A 16859-nucleotide genomic window follows, 5' to 3' on the forward strand; every position below is an offset into this window, starting at 1 on the left:
CGGGCGACGCCCGATCCTGTTCGTCCTCAAGTTGCCTCAGGTGCCGGTGTCGCGCCCAGGGCAAGAACACGATCCACGCGACGGCTCTGAACGGGGCGCACAGGCGTCGGAGACGGGGAGTGCGCGCGTTACGCGCAAGCCCGTCACGGCGGCACAAAGGCGGTCAGAATGGAACGCCCCCGCCCGCCCCGATGGCGTCGATGCGGGCAAGAGCATGAAAGGCGGACGAGTCGGTCTGTACGCCGGGTTCTGTGACCGCCCCCGGTTGCCCAGGGCCGGCCGACGGTCATCCATCTAGGCCCTGCGTTGCCGCAGGGCTCGAGCGGTCTACCCGGGAGCTCGGGCGGGCCGCCCTCGATCGCTCCCTGTCTGACCTTGCTCCAGGTGGGGTTTACCGAGCCGCGCCTGTCACCAGGCGCGCTGGTGGTCTCTTGCACCACCGTTTCACCCTTACCGCCGTGACGGGTCACGACGGCGGTCTGTTCTCTGTGGCACTGTCCCGCGGGTCGCCCCGGGTGGCTGTTAGCCACCACCTTGCCCTTCGGAGCCCGGACGTTCCTCGGCACCGGTTGCCCGGTGACGCGACCGTCCGACCGACTCGTCCGCAGGTCGAAGTCTAGACGTCGTCGTCGCCTTTGTTGTCATCGAGTACTTGATGTCATACAGTAATGGCCGTGACACAGTCTCCCGCAGCCAGCTCCGACGACGCCTTCGCCGCCGACCTGCTGCGCGGGCACACCGACACCATCGTGCTCGGCGCCCTGCGCTCCGGTGACCGCTACGGGTTCGAGATCTACAAGACGATCCGCGACGCCACCGGGGGCGACCACGAGATCAAGGAGGCCACGCTCTACGCGACCTACCGCCGCCTGGTGAGGGACGGCCTCGTCGAGGCCTACTGGGGCGACGAGTCGCAGGGCGGCCGCCGCAAGTACTACCGGATCACCGACGCCGGCCGCGCCGTCTACCGCTCCAACGTCGCCGCGTGGGTCGCCACGCGCGACGTGATCGACGCCCTCCTCGACACGCGTGCCGACACCCACCGAAAGGCCCACCCGCGATGACCACCGTCCACCGTCTGCTCGACGAGGCGTTCGCCGGCATCCCCCTCACGCCCGAGGCCGCCGACCTCAAGGAGGAGATCAGGGCCGGATTGCTCGACCGCGTCGCCGAGCTCGAGGCCGGCGGCCTCGGCCCCGACGAGGCCGCACACCGTGCCGTCGCCGAGCTCGGTGACGTGCACGCCCTGATCGCCGAGGTGTCCGACGGCGCGGCACCCCCGGCCGATTCGCCTGCCCCGGGCGGCGCCCACCGCCCGCACTGGGCCGACGCCGCCGCCCTGCGCGCGGCGCATCGCGTGCGGCCGCGACCGGCGTACGTCATCGGCGTCACGCTCGCCGGGGTCGTCGCCGCCGCAGCCGTCGCCACGCTCGCGCTCGTCGTCGTCGGTGCGCTCGACTCACCAGGCGTCGCCGCGACCGTCCTGCTCGCGGGGGTCGGCGGGCTGGCAGCAGGCTGGATCGTGGGCGCGACGCTGCGGCAGGAGACCACGTCGAACCACCCGATGCCGATCCGCCGCGCCGTCGGGTACGGCGTCGCCGGGGGCCTTGTCGTCGCCGGGGCCGCGCTGGCCGCCACGGCGGCCACCAGCGGCGACACCGCCACCGGCTGGCTGCTGACCGGCCTCGCGCTGGTCGTCCTCGGGGGCCTCGGACTCACCTGGCTCGGTGTCACCCAGACCAACCGCAGGAAGGCCTGGGCGCGCAGCGCCGGGCACGGCGACACGCGCTTCGACACCGACCCCGCAGCAGCGGCCAGGTTCGGCATCTACACGGCAGTCATCTGGGTGACCGCCTTCGCGCTCTTCACCGTGCTCGGCTTCGCCTGGAGCTGGGCGTGGTCGTGGATCGCCCTCGTCGCGGGCTGGGCCGTGATGATGCTGCTGCTCGCACACATGCTCTTCGGCTCACGCGACACCCCACAGCGCTGAGTCACAACGTCCCCGGGCGGCTGCCACCGCCCGGGGACCACACCCGAGCCCGGTACACGACCGGATCCGAGACGCACTCACAGCCTACGGGCGCGCGCCGGGCTCGCCGCCACCCCACAGAGAGGCAAGACCGTGCCCGCTACGCTCGCGCTGCCCCAGCGCCCCGACACACGCTCCGGCCCGGCGATCGACGTCGCCGGGCTGACCAAGACCTACCGCTCCCACCACCGCACGGTCCACGCGCTCGACGGGCTCGACCTCGTCGTCGAGCCGGGCACGGTGCTCGGCCTGCTCGGCCCCAACGGCGCCGGCAAGTCCACGACCGTCCGCATCCTCGCGACGCTCGCCCTGCCCGACGCCGGTGTCGCGCGCGTCGCCGGTCACGACGTCGTGCGCGACGCCGCGGCCGTCCGCCGCTCGATCGGCTACGTCGCCCAGAAGCCCGTGACCCGCCCCCTGGACACGGGCCGGGAGAACCTCCTGCTCGCGGCCCGCCTGCACGGGCTCGGGCGGCGCGAGGCCGCCTCCCGTGCCGCGGCGCTGCTCGACGCGTTCGGCCTCACCGAGTCGGCCGACCGGCTCGTGCGCACCTACTCGGGCGGTATGGCCCGCAAGCTGGACGTCGCCGTCGGGCTCGTGCACCGGCCCGCGGTGCTGTTCCTCGACGAGCCCACCACCGGGCTCGACCCCGAGGCCCGGGCCGAACTGTGGGCCGAGCTGTCGCGGCTCGCCGACGACAGCGGCATGACGGTGCTGCTCACCACGCACTACCTCGACGAGGCCGACCGCCTCGCCGACCAGGTCGTGATCGTCGACCGCGGCCGCGTCGTGACGCGCGGCACGCCCGACGCGCTCAAGGACCAGCTTCACGGCGACGGCATCAGCATCGACCTGCCCGACGCCGCCACGGCGGCGCTCGCGGCGAGCGTCGCCGCACGCGTCGCGGGGCTGCGCGAGGTCGGCGTCGACGGACGTCGCCTGCGGGCGCGGGCGACGTCGGGCGCCGGCACGCTGCCCGTCCTGCTCGCTGCCCTGGACGGCGCGGCCGTTCCGGTGCTGGCCGCGAGCCTGGCGCGCCCGAGCCTCGACGACGTCTACCTGCACCACACGGGCCGCACCTTCGAGGCGAGCATGACGCAGGCCGAGGTGACCGCATGAGCGCCCTGGCACACACCACGATGCTGGCCGCGCGCGCCTCGCGCAGCACGTTGCGCGTCCCGGTCTTCGCGGTCATGCAGGTGGTCCAGCCGCTGATCTGGCTGCTGCTGTTCGGGCAGCTGTTCCGCTCCGTGGTCGACATCCCGGGGTTCGCGGAGCCGGGCACCACCTACCTGGAGTTCATCACGCCCGGCGTGGTCATGATGACGGCCATGTTCGGCGCCGCCTGGGCGGGCACGGGCATCGTCGAGGACTCCGAGCGCGGCGTCATGGACCACCTGCTCGCCTCGCCGGCGAGCAGGCTCGCGATCCAGCTCGCGAGCCTCGTGTGGTTCGCCGCCGTCGCCGTCGCGCAGGCGCTCGTGGTGCTGGGCGTCGCCTGGCTGTGCGGGGCCCGGTTCGACGGCGGCGCGACCGGGCTGCTCGTCCTGCTGCTCGGCGTGGTGCTGCTGACGTTCGTGTTCGCGGCGACGTCCAACGCCGTCGCGCTGCTCACCCGGCAGCAGGAGGCGCTCATCGGCATCTCGCAGGGGCTGACCATCCCGCTCATGTTCCTGTCGTCGGCGGTGATGGACACCCGGCTCTCGGCGGGGTGGGTCGCGACCGCGGCGCGGTTCAACCCCTTCGACTGGGCAGTGGTCGCGGGCCGCGAAGCCCTCGCGGGCGACCCGGACTGGGGGCTCGTGTGGGGGCGGCTGGGCCTCCTGGCCGCGCTCGCCGTCGCGATGACGGCGCTCGCGACGGGCGCGTTCCGCGCCTACCGCCGCGCGGCCTGAACCCGGCCGCGCGCGCCCGGGCCCGCGCGGGGCAGGGCGCGCGTGGCCGTAGGGTGGGCCGGTGCTGCTGCTCCTCCCGCCGTCCGAGGGCAAGACCGCCGCGCCCGACGGCGCCGCCCCCGTGGACCTCGAAGCCCTCGCCCACGCCGACGCCCTGGGCGGCCGGCGTGCCGAGGTGCTGGCAGCGCTCGCCCGCGTCAGCGCCCGCTCCGACGCCGCCGACGTGCTCGGCGTGGGAACGTCGCTCGCCGCCGAGGTCGAGCGCAACACCCACCTGGCGTCCGCGCCGGCGGCACCTGCCGCCCGCGTGTACACGGGCGTGCTGTACGCGGCCGCACGTCTCGCCGAGACGGCGGACGCCGCGCGCGCCGACGACGGCGTGCGGATCTTCTCCGGCCTGTGGGGCGCCGTCGCTCCGGGCGACCGCATTCCCGCCTACCGCCTGTCGATGGGCGTGGACCTGCCCGGGGTGGGCAAGCTGTCCACCGCCTGGCGGGCTCCGCTGGGTGCCGCGCTCGACGCGCGAGCAGCGGGCGACGTCGTCGTCGACTGCCGCTCGGCGGCATACGTGGCCGCATGGCGGCCTCGCCCGCGCACCGGCGAGTGGGTCACCGTCCGCGTGGTCCGCGACGTCGGCGGACGGCGGACGGTCGTGTCGCACCACGCCAAGCACACGCGCGGCGTGCTCGCCGGCCACCTGCTGCGCCGGGCGGGATCACCGCCCACGACGGCCCGCGAGCTGCTCGGCGCCGCGGCGGAGCTGACCGGGCAGGTCATCGCCACGGAGGCGGGCACGGGCCTCGCCTACCGCCTGACGGAGGCCACCCTGCACGCCGCGGCCTCCCGGAGCGCCCCGGCCACCCTCGAGCTGGTCACCGCCCCCACGCACCGGTGAGGGCGGGGCCCGGGGTCAGGTGGGGTGGGCCACCGTGACGACCTCGGTCGCGGCAGGGAAGTAGCGCAGGATCGTCAGGGAGCACGGCGGGATCCGCAGGCTCGACCAGGTCGCCGGGGGCATCTGGAGAGCGCGGCCCACCACGGTGCGGATCATCGCCGCGTGACCGGCCACGACCACCGAGCGACCGGTGCCGGCAGCGCGCAGGTCCTCGATCGCCCCGGCCACGCGCTCGCCCACCTGCACGTAGGACTCGCCGCCGGGCGGCGCGAACGTGCCCGTCGCGTACCACTGGGCGAAGTCGCCCGGCCAGCGCTCCTCGACCTGCGCCGGCGTCAGCGACTCCCAATCGCCGAACTCCATCTCGCGCAGCCGTTCGTCGACGGTGACGGGCAGCCCGAGCCGGCGGCCGACGGCGGCCGCGACCTCCTGGGTGCGCACCATGGGCGAGGACGCGATGTGGCTCGGGCGCGGCACGTCGGGCCACGTCTCGTGAAGCCGATGGACGGCGTCGGCGGCGCGCGCGGCCTGGCTGCGGCCCTGCGCGGTCAGCGGCGGGCCCGGCACCTCGCCGCCCGACAGCCCGCCGAGCAGCGTCAGGGGCGTGACCCCGTGCCGCACGAGGACGAGCGTCAGCGCGTCGCACGGGTCGAGCGCCGAGAACGCCCCCGACGGCCGCCAGCGCCCGCCGGTGCCCGGCGCGGCGTCGTCATCGGCGTCCGGGGCCGGAGCGCCCAGGGTCTCCCCCGGCTCGGCGAGCACGGCGTCCGGCCCGTGGTCGCGCGCGATGACCGGCTCCCGGGTGTCCATCGCCTCGTTCGCCAGGGCGTCGGCCGCGGCGTTCTGCGCGCGCGGCACCCACGTGTACTCGACCTGCTCCGCGGGGAACGCGGCGCGCGCCCGGGTGGCGATGGCCCGCAGCCCGTCGTGGCGGATCTGCCACGCACCGGTCATCTGCTCGACGACCAGGCGCGAGTCCATGCGTACCTGCACGCGCGCGCCCGGGTCGATGCCGTGCGCAGCACGCAGCCCTTCGACCAGCCCCGTGTACTCGGCGACGTTGTTGGTGGTGACCCCGAGGTAGCCCGCCCGCTCGGCGAGGACGGCGCCGGTCGCGGCGTCGCGCACGAGCGCCCCGTAGCCCGCAGGCCCGGGATTGCCGCGCGACCCGCCGTCGGCCTCGACGACGAGGGCACGAACACCAGGGGCCGCCATCAGGCGGCAGCCTCCGCGACGCGCACGAGGATGCGCCCGCACTCCTCGCAACGCACCACCTGGTCGGCCGCCGCCGCACGTGCGGCGGCGAGGTCGCCCGGGTTGAGCTCGAGCCCGCACCCCTCGCACCGTCCGCCGCGCAGCGCCGCGGCACCCGTTCCGCCGAGCCGCGTGCGGACCTGGTCGTAGAGCGCGACGAGCGCGGCGTCGATGCCGCCGACAGCCCCGGCACGCTCGGCCGCGAGCGCCGCCGCCTGCCCGTCGAGGTCGGCGAACGCCGCGTCGCGCGCGGCCTCGGCGGCCGTCCGGGCGTCGACGAGCTCCTGGTGGGCCGCCTCGACCTTGCCGAGGGACTCCTGATGGGCTTCGAGGCGTTCCATGACCTCGAGCTCGACCTCCTCGAGCGCCGACTGGCGGCGGCCGAGGGACGTGAGCTCGTCGGAGACGGCGAGCGCGTCCTTGGCGCCGAGCGCGCCCGAGTCGAGGCGCTGCTGGTCCTTGGCGGCACGCGCGACGACCTGGGCGACGTCGGCCTCGGCCTTGGCGAGCTCGCGTTCGAGGTCGCTGACGGCGGTGCGCGAATCGACGAGCGAGCCGTGCAGGTCGGCGATCTGCTTGTCGAGCTCGGCGATGCGGGCGAGCGTCGGGTGCGTGCGGCGCGAGTGCGCGAGCTGCTGCAGGCGGGTGTCGAGCGCTTGCAGGGACAGCAGCCGGAGCTGGTCCTCGGGGGCTGCAGTGGTCACCGCGGGTCCTTCCTGCTGTCTGTCATGGAACTGTCACCGTCGTCGTCCACGGGTCGGTGACGCGTGTGGAGACCGTGCAGGTCACGGTACCTTCCTCGCCGCGTGCTGCGAGCCGCGCGGTGACGCCTGCGGCGAGGTCTGTCGCGGCGTAGCGCAGCCACGGCCACTCGGACGCGTAGTGCGCGGTGTCGACGAGGTAGGGCGTGCCGTGCTCGAAGAGCGCCCGCTCGCGCAGCTCGGACGCCGGGTGGTGGCGCAGGTCGGAGGTGACGTACACGTCGACGGCGGCCGCGCGGACGGCGTCGAACAGTGCGTCGCCCGATCCGCCGACGACGGCGGCGGTGCGCACGGTCGCGTCGAGGTCGCCGGCGACCCGCACGCCCTGGGCGGTGGCCGGAAGGGCGCCCGCCACGCGTCGGGCGAAGTCGTGCAGCGTCGTCGGCGCGGCGAGCCGGCCGACGCGCCCGATGCCGGTCTCGGCTCCGTCGGCGTGCGCGACCAGCGGTGCGCGGTCGACGAGGCCGACGGCGTCGGCGAGGGCGTCGGCGACGCCGCGCGGGGCGGCGTCGGCGTTGGTGTGCGCGTTGTAGAGCGCGACGCCCGCGCGCAGCAGTCGGTGGACCACGGCGCCCTTGAACGTCGTGGCGGCGACGGAGTGGACGCCCTTGAGGAACAGCGGGTGGTGGGTGACGACGAGGTCGACGCCCAGGTCGAGGGCCTCGTCGACGACGGTCGCCACGGGGTCGACGGCGAGCAGGACCGTGCGCACGGGCGCGGCTGGGTCCCCGGCAACGAGCCCGACGGCGTCCCAGCCCTCGGCGGTGTCGGGCGGGTAGAGGCCGTCGAGGACGGCGACGACGTCTCCGAGCGTGGGTACGGCGGTCATGGGGCGAGACTACGGTGGCCCGCCGCGGAGAGTGGTTTCAGCAACTGCTAAAGTAGTGGCTCGTGGACACCCAGCCGCTGTACGCCATCAAGGCGGACCTCTTCAAGGCGCTCGCGCACCCCGCCCGCCTCCAGGTGCTGGAGGTCCTCGCCGCGGACCCCTGCCTCACCGCCCCCGTCGCCCGCCTGCTCGAGGTCACCGGCGCCGAACCTTCCGCGCTGTCCCAGCACCTGGCCGTGCTCAAGCGCGTCGGCGTCGTCGAGTCCTCGCGCACGGGCAACCTCGTGGACTACCGGCTGACCGAACCACTCGTCGCCGAGCTGCTCGTCGTCGCGCGCGCGTTCCTGCTCACCCGCCTCGCCGACGGCGCCACCCGGTCCCAGCACGACGCCGCCCGGCACCTGCCGCCGCTGCCCGGCGCGTCCGCGCAAGGCGTGCTCGAAGCCGCCCAGGCCGCGTTCGCCGGCGCGACACGATGAACGTCCGGGGCCTGCTGCCGGCCCGCACCGACTACGACCTGCGCCCGCGCAGCATCGCCGCCGACCTCGTCGCCGGCCTCACCGTCGGCGTCGTCGCCCTCCCCCTCGCCCTCGCGTTCGGCGTCAGCTCGGGTGTCGGCGCCGCCGCCGGACTCGTCACCGCCGTCATCGCCGGCATCGTGGCCGCCGTCTTCGGCGGCTCCGGCCTCCAGGTCTCCGGCCCCACCGGCGCCATGGCCGTCGTGCTCGCACCCATCGTCGCCAAGCACGGGCTCGGCTCCGTCGCCCTCGTCACCGTGCTCGCCGGCATCGTCGTCCTCGCCGCCGGCGTGCTGCGCCTGGGACGGATCGTCACCTACATCCCCTGGCCCGTCGTCGAAGGGTTCACCCTCGGCATCGCCTGCATCATCTTCCTGCAACAGGTACCCGCCGCCCTCGGCGTCACCGCACCAGCAGGCGGCAACACCGCCGTGACCGCCGTGCGCGCCGCCGTCGACGCCGCCTCGGGCGACGGCACCGCGACCGCCTGGACGCTCGGCGTCGTCGCCGTGGTCGCGCTCGTCATGCTCGTGCTGCCCCGCATCGCAGGCGCCATCCCGGCCTCGCTCGTCGCCGTCGCGATCGTCACCGTGCTCGCCGAGGTGCTCGGCGCGCCCCTGCCCCGCATCGGCGCCCTGCCCGACTCGCTGCCCCTGCCCGTGCTGCCCACCGCCAGCACCGGGGCCCTGCGCGAGCTCGGCGGAGCCGCCCTCGCCGTCGCAGCGCTCGCGGCCATCGAGTCGCTCCTGTCGGCGCGCGTCGCAGCGTCCATGTCGACCACGGACAGCCTCTACCAACCCGACCGCGAGCTCGTCGGGCAAGGCCTCGCCTCCGTCGCCAGCGGGCTGTTCGGCGGCATGCCCGCCACCGGAGCCATCGCCCGCACCGCCGTCAACGTGCGCTCCGGAGCACGCACCCGTCTGGCCGCCGTCGTCCACGCCGTCGTCATCCTCGCCGTCATCACCCTGGCCACCGGGCCCGTCTCACGCATCCCGCTCGCGGCGCTCGCGGGCGTGCTCATGGTGACGGCGTTCCGCATGATCCCGGGCCGCACGGTCGCCACGGTCGTGCGCGCGAGCCGCAGCACCGCGACCACCTTCGTCGTGACCGCCGTCATCACCGTCGCGTTCGACCTCATCGAGGCCGTCGAGATCGGCGTGCTCGTGGCCGCGTTCTTCGCGCTGCGCGCCGTCGCGCGGGCAGCCGGCGTGCACCGCGAGCCGCTGCCGGGGCACGCGCAGCCCGGCGACGAGCACGTCGCGCTGTTCCGCATCGAGGGCGCCATGTTCTTCGGCGCGGCCGACCGCGTGCTGACCGAGGTCGCGCACGACTCGATCCGCGACGGCGTGCGCGTCGTCGTGCTGCGCCTGTCGGGGCTGCGCATGGTCGACGCGACAGGCGCCAAGGCCCTCGGCGACCTCGTGCACGAGCTCGAGCAGCGCGGCGTCACCGTGCTCGTCAAGGGAGTGCAGCCCGGGCACGTCGGCCTTCTGCGCAACGTCGGCGTGCTCGACGAGCTGCGCGACGAGCGTCACCTGTTCGAAGACCTCGACCAGGCCGTCGAACACGCGCGCTCGCACGTGCGGCGCGCCGAGCTCGGCCAGGACGTGCCACAGCTGCGCGGGCTGCGCTGACCTATTTGGCGTCCGCGTAGGTCTCGACGGTCGCGACCGTCAGCGGGAACTCGACAGGGGCGTCGCCGAACAGCAGGCGTCCCGCCTCGACCGCGGCCTGCCGCAGCTCGCGCGCGACGTCGTCGGCCAGCGCGGCCGGGGTGTGCACCACCACCTCGTCGTGCAGGAAGAACGCCAGGTGCGGGCGCCGCCCGAACACACCGGTACCACCCGGGCCCGCCTCCCCCAGGTCCCACAGCCGGCGCCGCGCCGACGCCAGCCAGGCCAGCGCCCACTCGGCGGCCGTGCCCTGCACGACGAAGTTGCGCGTGAACCGGCCCCACGACCGCGTGTAGGCGCGAGCGCGTGCCGCCGCGTCGGCGGACCCCGCCGGCTCGGCCGCGTACGCGCCCGCCTGCACCTGCGCCCACGGCTCGCCCGGGAGCGGCGAGCCGCGCCCGAGCCAGGTGGAGACGACCTCGCCGCGCTCGCCCGCGCGAGCGGCGTCCTCGACCAGCGCGATCGCGCGCGGGAACGTGCGCGCGAGGCTCGGCAGCACGGCGGCGCTCGCGCCCGTGGTGCCGCCGTACATCGCGCCGAGCATGCCCACCTTGGCCAGCTCGCGCGTCGCCACGGCCCCCGACGCGACGATGCCCGCGTACATGTCGCCGCCGCGGCCCGCCGCCGCCATCGCGGCGTCGCCGCTCATCGCGGCCAGCACGCGAGGCTCGAGCTGGGCGACGTCGGCGACCACGAGCGTCCAGCCCGGATCGGCGACGACGGCGCGGCGCACGTCCTTGGGAAGCTGCAGCGCTCCCCCGCCGACCGACGACCAGCGGCCCGTGACGACGCCGCCGACCACGTACTCCGGGCGGAACCTGCCGTCGCGCACCCAGGTGTCGAGCCAGTTCCAGCCGTTGGCGGTCAGCAGCCGGGCGAGCTTCTTGTACTCCAGCAGCGGGGCGACGACGGGGTGGTCGTGCTCCTCCAGCTCCCACTTGCTCAGGCTCTTGACCCCCACCCCCGCGTACTGCATCGCCTTGAGCAGGCTCGGGTGCGAGTCGGGGTTGAGCGAGGGCGGGGCGTCGAGGGCCTCGCGGATGCGCGCGGCGAGCGCCTCGAGCAGTACAGGGCGCTGCCCCGACGGCGGGCGCGGGCCGAGCCGCTCGGTGAGGATCGCGTCGTGCACGTCGGCACGCCAGGGCAGGCCCGTGTGGTGCATCTCGGCGGCGACGAGCGCGCCCGCGGACTCGGCGGCGAGCAGGAACCGCAGGCGGCCGGGGTCGGTGGCCGCGGCGAGGGCCGCCTCCTGCGCCGCGAGCTCGGCGTGCGGGTCGCGGGCGTCGCGGCCGTCGCGCGCGGGCGCAGCGATGTCACCCAGCTCGAACAGCCCCTGCGGTGCCGGGCCGGCGCCGGGCAGCGAGGGTGGCGGCCCGGCGGGCGCGGGCACGAGACCGTCCCACGGCCCGGGATCCGCCCGCGCGAACGGCGTGCGGGCGGTCAGGGGCGAGCGCCGCAGGATCGCGTGCGCGAGCCGCAGGTCGTGGGCCCGCTCCACGCGCACCCCGGCGTCCAGGAGGGCCGGGTACCAGCGGTTGGTGTCGTCCCAGGTCCAGCGCGGCGCGGGTGCCGCGGCCTCGTCGTCGCGCACGAGAGCGCCCAAGCCCTCGGCCCGATCGGTGTCCCGCAGCACGCGCATCACGAGCCCACGATGCCACCCGCCCCCGACATGCCGGCCCGTCGCGCCGCCCTGGGCCACCTGGCGGCTTGCCGTCAGGTCGGCAGTCCGTCGTCAGGTCGTGCGCCCGGGTGCCCGAGCCGACGACGGACTGCCGACCTGACCGGGGCGCGGGGACGGCGGCGGGGTGGGGCGCTACGTGGCCGCGACGGCCGTCTGCACCGGGACGTCGCCGCTGGTCAGGGCCAGCGTGCGCCCCACCGCGTTGCCCGACAGCACCAGCTCTGCGACCACGGCCGCGACGTCGGCGCGCGGCACGGTGCCACGCGTGACGCGTCCGCCCGCGAGCGTGACGCGGCCGGTGCCGGGGGCGTCGGTGAACTGGCCCGGCCGCAGGATGGTCCAGTCAAGATCCGACGCGCGCAGGTCGTCCTCGGCCTGCGTCTTGGCGTCGAGGTACGCGGCCCACACGGGGGTCGACCCGCGGGGCGCGGGAGACCCGGCGCCCTGCGTGGACACCTGGACGAAGCGCCGCACGCCCGCGACGCGCGCGGCCGCCGCGAGGAGGATCGCGCCGTCGCGGTCCACGGTGTACTTGCGCTCGGCGGTGGAGCCGGGCCCGGCTCCGGCGGCGAACACGACCGCGTCCGCGCCGTCGAGCACCGCGGCCACGTCGGCGGCCTCCGCCTGCTCCAGGTCGACGACGACGGCGGTGCCGCCCGCCGCCTCCACGTCCGCCACCTGGCCGGGGTCGCGGACCAGCCCGACGACGTCGTGCCCGCGTGCGGTGAGGTACCGCGTCAGGTGGAGCGCGACCTTGCCATGGCCTCCGGCCACGGCGACACGCACGCGGCGCTTTTCAGTGCGGGGCACAGACCGACCTCCCTCAGGTGCGCTCGGCGGTACGCCGGGCCCGCACCAGTCTGGCAGCGTCGCCTGGGGCGGGCACGTGATCGGGCACGGCGTCCCTCAGCGCGTGGCACCCCGGATGATGCCCCGAGCCTTTCGACGGCGCCGTCGACGTCGACCGCAAGCAGGGGGCGCAGGATCGCACCGTAGTTGTGGAGGGCCGCGAGGCCGAGCGCGACGTCGTAGTCGGCCCGGGCCGGCTCGCCGTCGCGCCCCGTGCGCTGCCGGTGCACCTCGGTGGCGAGCGCCTCGTGCGCCTGCGCGACGAGCGCGCGCAGCTCGGGCTGGGCGCGGGGGTGGCGCAGCGCGAAGAGGTAGACCTCCAGGGAGAGCAGGATGTCGTCGAGGTCGGCCGACGACGGCGTCGCGTCGTCGGGGCCCGTGCCGCGCCCGGCGAACTGCCGGGCGACCTCGACGAACAGGTCCTCCTTGGACGCGAAGTTCGCGTAGAGGGCGCCCTTGGTGTACCCGGCGGCGGACGCGATGTCGGCGACGGAGGCACCCTCGTAGCCCTGGGCGGCGAAGACGGTGCGCGCGGCGGCGACGAGGTCGGCGCGCGTGCGCTCGGCCTTCGTGGCGCGCGCGGTCGACCGCCCGGCGAGCTCGGAGGCGGCGTCGCCGAGCTCGCGCGAGAGCTCGCGCGAGGCGGCGGCGAGCTCGTCGGCGACCTCGCGACGTGCGGCGCTGCCGGCCTCGCTGAGCGTCTGCCCGAGGGCCTTGGTGAGCGCCGCGACGGCGTCCTTGAGGTCGCGGGACGTGGAGCGTGCGTCGGGGGTGTCGTCCGCCATGGCACGCCAGTCTACATGCCAGACGGTATTGCAATACCGTCCGGTATGGTTACGATCCTTCCGTACCGAACGGTATCCACGAGAGGATCCCCATGTCCGACGACGTCCTGGCCATCCGGGACCTGCACAAGCGGTACGGCTCCGGCAGCCGCGCCGTGCAGGCCAACGACGGCATCGACCTGACCGCGAGCGCCGGGCAGGTCGTGTGCCTGCTCGGCCACAACGGCGCCGGCAAGAGCACGCTGGTCAACCAGGTGGTGGGCATCGCCGCCCCCGACCGCGGCACCATCCGGCTCGCGGGCGTCGACGCCGTCGCGCACCCGGCCCGCGCCCGAGCGCTCGCCAGCGTGCAGGCGCAGGCGAACGTGCCGATCACCGGCCTCACCCCGCGCCGCGCCGTCGATCTGGTCGGCCGCATCCGCGGCGGACGACGCGCCGACGTGCGCCGCCGCACCGCGCACCTGCTCGACGCCCTGGACCTCGGCCCGTGGGCCGACGTGCCCGCCGAGAAGGTCTCGGGCGGCGTCGCGCGGCTCACCGCGTTCGCCATGGCCGCCGTCGCTCCCGGGCGCCTCGTCGTGCTCGACGAACCCACCAACGACGTCGACCCGGTGCGCCGCCGCCTGCTGTGGCGCGAGATCCGCGCGATCGCCGACGGCGGCGCCGCCGTCCTGCTCGTGACGCACAACGTGCTCGAAGCCGAGACGGTCGTCGACCACGTCACCGTGCTCGACCGCGGGCGCGTCGTCGCGCAGGGCACGCCCGCCGCGCTGAGCGCCGCGCACCCGGGCCGCTCGCTCGAGGACGCCTACATCCACCTGGTCGGCCAGGCGCAGCCCGCCGCCGCCCGTCACCCGCAGGAGGCCGCACGATGAGCACGCAGGACGTCACCGCCGAACCGACCGCACCGGCCGCGGTCGTGCGCCAGCTCGGCCTGCTCATGCAGTGGCAGGCACGCCGCATGTCGCAGTGGCTGCCGCTGCTCGTCATCGTCCAGGTGCTGCTGGCCGTGACGACGGTGTTCGGCTACGGGCTCCTGGTCGGGACGCCGCCGCGCGAGGCGGCGCTCTACCTCGCCACCGGGGCGCCCACGATCACGCTCGTCATGGTCGGGCTCGTCATGGCGCCCCAGCAGGTCGCGCAGTCGCGCACCGAGGGCAGCTTCGACTGGATGCGCACGCTGCCCATCCCCCGGTGGGTCTTCCTCGCGGCCGACCTCGCGGTCTGGTCGCTCGTCGCGCTGCCCGGCACGGTGCTCGGTGTGGTCGTCGGGGCGTGGCGGTTCGACATCGCGCTGTCGGTCAGTCCGTGGATCGTGCTCGCCGCACCCGTGGTGTCGCTCACCGCGGCGACCGTCGGGTACTCGGTGGCGACCCTGCTGCCCGCGCAGGTCGCGCAGCTGCTCAGCCAGGTGCTCGTGTTCGTGGTGCTGCTGTTCTCGCCGGTCAGCTACCCGGCGGAACGGATGCCGGCGTGGCTCGCCGAGGTGCACCAGTGGGCGCCCGTGCAGCCCATGGCCGAGGTCATGCGTGCGTCGCTGGTGAGCGACGAGTTCGGTGTCTCGGTACGGACGGTGGCGGTGCTCGCCGTGTGGTGCGTCGTCGCGGTCGCCGGGGCGTGCCGGGCACTGCAGCGGCGGGCGTGACACGCCGGATCTACGTGCCGGCCTACGTGCCGGCTCCCCCCACCACCGCGAGCACGGCCTCGCCATAGCGTTCGAGCTTGCTCTCCCCGACGCCGCTGATCGTCGCGAGCTGGTCGAGCGAGACGGGGCGCTGCGCGGCGATGGAGCGCAGCGTCGCGTCGGCGAACACGATGTAGGCGGGCTTGCCCTGCTCCTTGGCCTCGCCCGCGCGCCACGCCCGCAGCGCCTCGAACAACGGGACGTCGGCGTCGGCGAGGTCGGCGGCCGGGCTCGCCTTGCGCGCCCGGGCCGCCCGGGTCGCGCGCTCGGGCTCGTGCCGCATGCGCACCTCGCGACGCCGCGCGAGCACGTCGCCGCTCGCCTCGGTCAGCACGAGCGTGCCGTGCTCGCCCTCCACGGTGAGCAGCCCCTGGGCGAGAAGCTGGCGGACCACGGCCCGCCACTCCCCCTCGGCCAGGTCCGCCCCCACCCCGTACACCGACAGCTCCTGGTGGCGGAACCGCCGGATCTTCTCGGTGTCCCGGCCGAGCAGGATGTCGACCACCTGCCCGGCGCCGAAGCTCTGGCCGCGCTCGCGCGCCAGACGCAGCACCGTCGAGAGGACCTTCTGCGCGGCGACCGTGCCGTCCCACGCCTCGGGCGGCGCGAGGCAGGTGTCGCAGGCCCCGCAGCCGCCCGGGTGCCGCTCGCCGAAGTAGGCGAGAAGCTGGGCGCGGCGGCACTCGACCGTCTCGCACAGCGCGAGCATCGCGCCCAGGTGCTGGTTGAGGTTGCGCCGGTGGGCGGCGTCGCCGTCGGACGTCTCGATGAGGCGCCGCTGCTGGACGACGTCGGCCAGCCCGTAGGCGAGCCACGCCGTCGACGGCAGTCCGTCGCGCCCCGCGCGACCCGTCTCCTGGTAGTAGCCCTCGACGGACTTGGGCAGGTCGAGGTGTGCGACGAACCGCACGTCGGGCTTGTCGATGCCCATGCCGAACGCGATCGTGGCGACCATGACCAGGCCGTCCTCACGCAGGAACCGCGCCTGGTTGGCCGCGCGCACCGGAGCGGGCAGCCCCGCGTGGTACGGGAGTGCGGGAACGCCGTTCTCGACCAGCATCGCCGCCGTCTTCTCCACCGACGCACGCGACAGGCAGTAGACGATGCCCGCGTCGCCCGCGCCGTCGCCGTGTCCGTGCTCGGTGCGCAGCAGCTCAAGGAGCTGCCGGTCGGGGCGGTCCTTGGGCACGATCCGGTACTGGATGTTGGGGCGGTCGAAGCTCGAGACGAAGTGCCGGGCAGCGCCGAGATCCAGGCGCTGGGCGATCTCGGCACGTGTCGCGGCGGTCGCGGTGGCGGTCAGCGCGATCCGCGGCACGTCCGGCCAGCGCTCGTGCAGCATCGACAGCTCGAGGTAGTCCGGCCGGAAGTCGTGGCCCCACTGGGACACGCAGTGCGCCTCGTCGATCGCGAACAGCGCGACCCGCCCTCGCTCCAGCAGCTCGACGGCCGCGCGCGTGCGCAGGCCCTCGGGCGCGAGGTAGAGCAGGTCGAGCTCGCCGGCCACGAACGCCCGCTCGACGGCGCGCCGCTGCTCGCCGTCGAGCGTGGAGTTGAGGAACGCGGCCCGCACGCCGAGCGCGGCGAGCGCGTCCACCTGATCCTGCATGAGCGCGATGAGCGGAGAGATCACGACGCCCGTGCCGGGCCGCACGAGCGCGGGGATCTGGTAGCACAGGGACTTGCCGCCACCCGTGGGCATGAGCACGAGCGCGTCGCCGCCCGCGACGACGGTCTCGATGATCTCCGCCTGCGCGCCGCGGAACGTGTCGTACCCGAAGACGCGGCGCAGCACGTCGAGCGCAGGGCCGGTGGTCGTCTCGGTCGTCACGCCGCGCAGCCTACCGACCGGGTCCGACGGCCCCCGGCGCTCGTCCCCAGGCGCGCGAGAGACGCCGCACGGCCCGACGCCGCACCGTGGGGCTACGCTGTGCCCGGCGATGGATCCCGCCGGGGCGCCAGCCCGAACCGCCGCGAGGCTGATGGTTCCTGTCTCGATGGACGAC

At 75.2% G+C, this 16859-nt stretch carries 16 protein-coding genes, 1 other RNA gene and 1 riboswitch; of the genes, 9 read left to right on the forward strand and 8 right to left on the reverse strand.

The features are described from left to right. Positions 1-222 precede the first annotated feature (222 nt). Positions 223-601: RNase P RNA component class A (gene rnpB / locus ET495_RS06515), an RNA gene on the reverse strand. 73 nt (positions 602-674) lie between these two features. Here rnpB and ET495_RS06520 point away from each other — a divergent pair. From ET495_RS06520 to ET495_RS06540, 5 genes are all read left to right on the forward strand, one after another. Continuing rightward, positions 675-1064, forward strand: coding sequence for a PadR family transcriptional regulator (locus tag ET495_RS06520; protein ID WP_245993348.1), 390 nt, complete (start codon positions 675-677; stop codon positions 1062-1064). Beyond that, the gene (locus ET495_RS06525; RefSeq protein ID WP_129203593.1) at positions 1061-1990 is read left to right on the forward strand and encodes a permease prefix domain 1-containing protein; all 930 of its coding nucleotides are present in this window, start codon (positions 1061-1063) and stop codon (positions 1988-1990) included. Before ET495_RS06520 ends, ET495_RS06525 begins: the two co-directional genes overlap by 4 nt. Before the next feature lie 132 nt (positions 1991-2122). Then, complete coding sequence (locus tag ET495_RS06530; protein ID WP_245993349.1) at positions 2123-3148, forward strand: ABC transporter ATP-binding protein; 1026 nt, start codon at positions 2123-2125, stop codon at positions 3146-3148. After that, a complete protein-coding gene (locus ET495_RS06535) occupies positions 3145-3924 on the forward strand; it encodes an ABC transporter permease (protein ID WP_129203594.1) in 780 nt (259 codons plus the stop codon). Before ET495_RS06530 ends, ET495_RS06535 begins: the two co-directional genes overlap by 4 nt. A gap of 61 nt (positions 3925-3985) precedes the next feature. Next, positions 3986-4819 (forward strand): YaaA family protein, encoded by an 834-nt coding sequence (locus ET495_RS06540; RefSeq protein WP_129203596.1) that lies wholly within the window; start codon positions 3986-3988, stop codon positions 4817-4819. 15 nt (positions 4820-4834) lie between these two features. Here the strand turns inward: ET495_RS06540 and ET495_RS06545 are convergent, their stop codons facing one another. Genes ET495_RS06545 through ET495_RS06555 form a run of 3 tightly spaced genes read right to left on the reverse strand, consistent with a single transcriptional unit; the run spans position 4835 to position 7663 of the window. Beyond that, entirely contained in the window at positions 4835-6034 is a 1200-nt protein-coding gene (locus ET495_RS06545) for a bifunctional RNase H/acid phosphatase (RefSeq protein WP_129203598.1), read from the reverse strand. Then, positions 6034-6777, reverse strand: a complete 744-nt coding sequence (locus ET495_RS06550; RefSeq protein ID WP_129203600.1) for a zinc ribbon domain-containing protein — start codon at positions 6775-6777, stop codon at positions 6034-6036. The genes ET495_RS06545 and ET495_RS06550 overlap by 1 nt, the downstream gene beginning before the upstream one ends. 22 nt (positions 6778-6799) lie before the next feature. Beyond that, positions 6800-7663 (reverse strand): Nif3-like dinuclear metal center hexameric protein, encoded by an 864-nt coding sequence (locus ET495_RS06555; protein WP_129203602.1) that lies wholly within the window; start codon positions 7661-7663, stop codon positions 6800-6802. Positions 7664-7725: 62 nt separating this feature from the next. Here ET495_RS06555 and ET495_RS06560 point away from each other — a divergent pair, with 62 nt between their 5' ends. Further along, positions 7726-8142, forward strand: a complete 417-nt coding sequence (locus ET495_RS06560) for an ArsR/SmtB family transcription factor (protein WP_129203604.1) — start codon at positions 7726-7728, stop codon at positions 8140-8142. After that, positions 8139-9815: a SulP family inorganic anion transporter gene (locus ET495_RS06565; RefSeq protein ID WP_129203606.1), complete on the forward strand. Its 1677-nt coding sequence runs from the start codon at positions 8139-8141 to the stop codon at positions 9813-9815. Before ET495_RS06560 ends, ET495_RS06565 begins: the two co-directional genes overlap by 4 nt. Before the next feature lies 1 nt (position 9816). Here ET495_RS06565 and ET495_RS06570 read toward each other — a convergent pair whose 3' ends face one another. The 3 genes from ET495_RS06570 to ET495_RS06580 all read right to left on the reverse strand — a co-directional run bounded on the left by ET495_RS06570 (position 9817) and on the right by ET495_RS06580 (position 13169). Then, the gene (locus tag ET495_RS06570) at positions 9817-11493 is read right to left on the reverse strand and encodes a bifunctional 3'-5' exonuclease/DNA polymerase (protein WP_129203608.1); all 1677 of its coding nucleotides are present in this window, start codon (positions 11491-11493) and stop codon (positions 9817-9819) included. Positions 11494-11667: 174 nt separating this feature from the next. Then, the gene (locus ET495_RS06575) at positions 11668-12309 is read right to left on the reverse strand and encodes an SDR family oxidoreductase (protein WP_245993350.1); all 642 of its coding nucleotides are present in this window, start codon (positions 12307-12309) and stop codon (positions 11668-11670) included. After that, complete coding sequence (locus ET495_RS06580) at positions 12273-13169, reverse strand: TetR/AcrR family transcriptional regulator (RefSeq protein WP_129203610.1); 897 nt, start codon at positions 13167-13169, stop codon at positions 12273-12275. Before ET495_RS06580 ends, ET495_RS06575 begins: the two co-directional genes overlap by 37 nt. Before the next feature lie 92 nt (positions 13170-13261). Here ET495_RS06580 and ET495_RS06585 point away from each other — a divergent pair, with 92 nt between their 5' ends. Continuing rightward, complete coding sequence (locus ET495_RS06585; RefSeq protein ID WP_129203612.1) at positions 13262-14044, forward strand: ABC transporter ATP-binding protein; 783 nt, start codon at positions 13262-13264, stop codon at positions 14042-14044. Then, positions 14041-14814 (forward strand): ABC transporter permease, encoded by a 774-nt coding sequence (locus ET495_RS06590; RefSeq protein ID WP_129203614.1) that lies wholly within the window; start codon positions 14041-14043, stop codon positions 14812-14814. The genes ET495_RS06585 and ET495_RS06590 overlap by 4 nt, the downstream gene beginning before the upstream one ends. A gap of 22 nt (positions 14815-14836) precedes the next feature. Here ET495_RS06590 and recQ read toward each other — a convergent pair whose 3' ends face one another. Next, positions 14837-16693, reverse strand: a complete 1857-nt coding sequence (gene recQ / locus ET495_RS06595) for a DNA helicase RecQ (RefSeq protein WP_211340964.1) — start codon at positions 16691-16693, stop codon at positions 14837-14839. A gap of 87 nt (positions 16694-16780) precedes the next feature. Beyond that, a riboswitch (Fluoride riboswitch) is annotated at positions 16781-16852 on the forward strand. Positions 16853-16859 lie beyond the last annotated feature (7 nt).

Source organism: Xylanimonas allomyrinae (assembly GCF_004135345.1).
Classification (GTDB): Bacteria; Actinomycetota; Actinomycetes; order Actinomycetales; family Cellulomonadaceae; genus Xylanimonas; species Xylanimonas allomyrinae.

Bases quoted from the DNA above. Each gene is read 5' to 3' on its own strand.
- ET495_RS06590 (WP_129203614.1), top strand. From the start codon at position 14,041: ATGAGCACGCAGGACGTCACCGCCGAACCGACCGCACCGGCCGCGGTC.
- ET495_RS06545 (WP_129203598.1), bottom strand. From the start codon at position 6,034: ATGGCGGCCCCTGGTGTTCGTGCCCTCGTCGTCGAGGCCGACGGCGGG.
- ET495_RS06535 (WP_129203594.1), top strand. From the start codon at position 3,145: ATGAGCGCCCTGGCACACACCACGATGCTGGCCGCGCGCGCCTCGCGC.
- ET495_RS06555 (WP_129203602.1), bottom strand. From the start codon at position 7,663: ATGACCGCCGTACCCACGCTCGGAGACGTCGTCGCCGTCCTCGACGGC.
- ET495_RS06580 (WP_129203610.1), bottom strand. From the start codon at position 13,169: ATGGCGGACGACACCCCCGACGCACGCTCCACGTCCCGCGACCTCAAG.
- ET495_RS06565 (WP_129203606.1), top strand. From the start codon at position 8,139: ATGAACGTCCGGGGCCTGCTGCCGGCCCGCACCGACTACGACCTGCGC.
- ET495_RS06585 (WP_129203612.1), top strand. From the start codon at position 13,262: ATGTCCGACGACGTCCTGGCCATCCGGGACCTGCACAAGCGGTACGGC.
- ET495_RS06570 (WP_129203608.1), bottom strand. From the start codon at position 11,493: ATGCGCGTGCTGCGGGACACCGATCGGGCCGAGGGCTTGGGCGCTCTC.
- ET495_RS06525 (WP_129203593.1), top strand. From the start codon at position 1,061: ATGACCACCGTCCACCGTCTGCTCGACGAGGCGTTCGCCGGCATCCCC.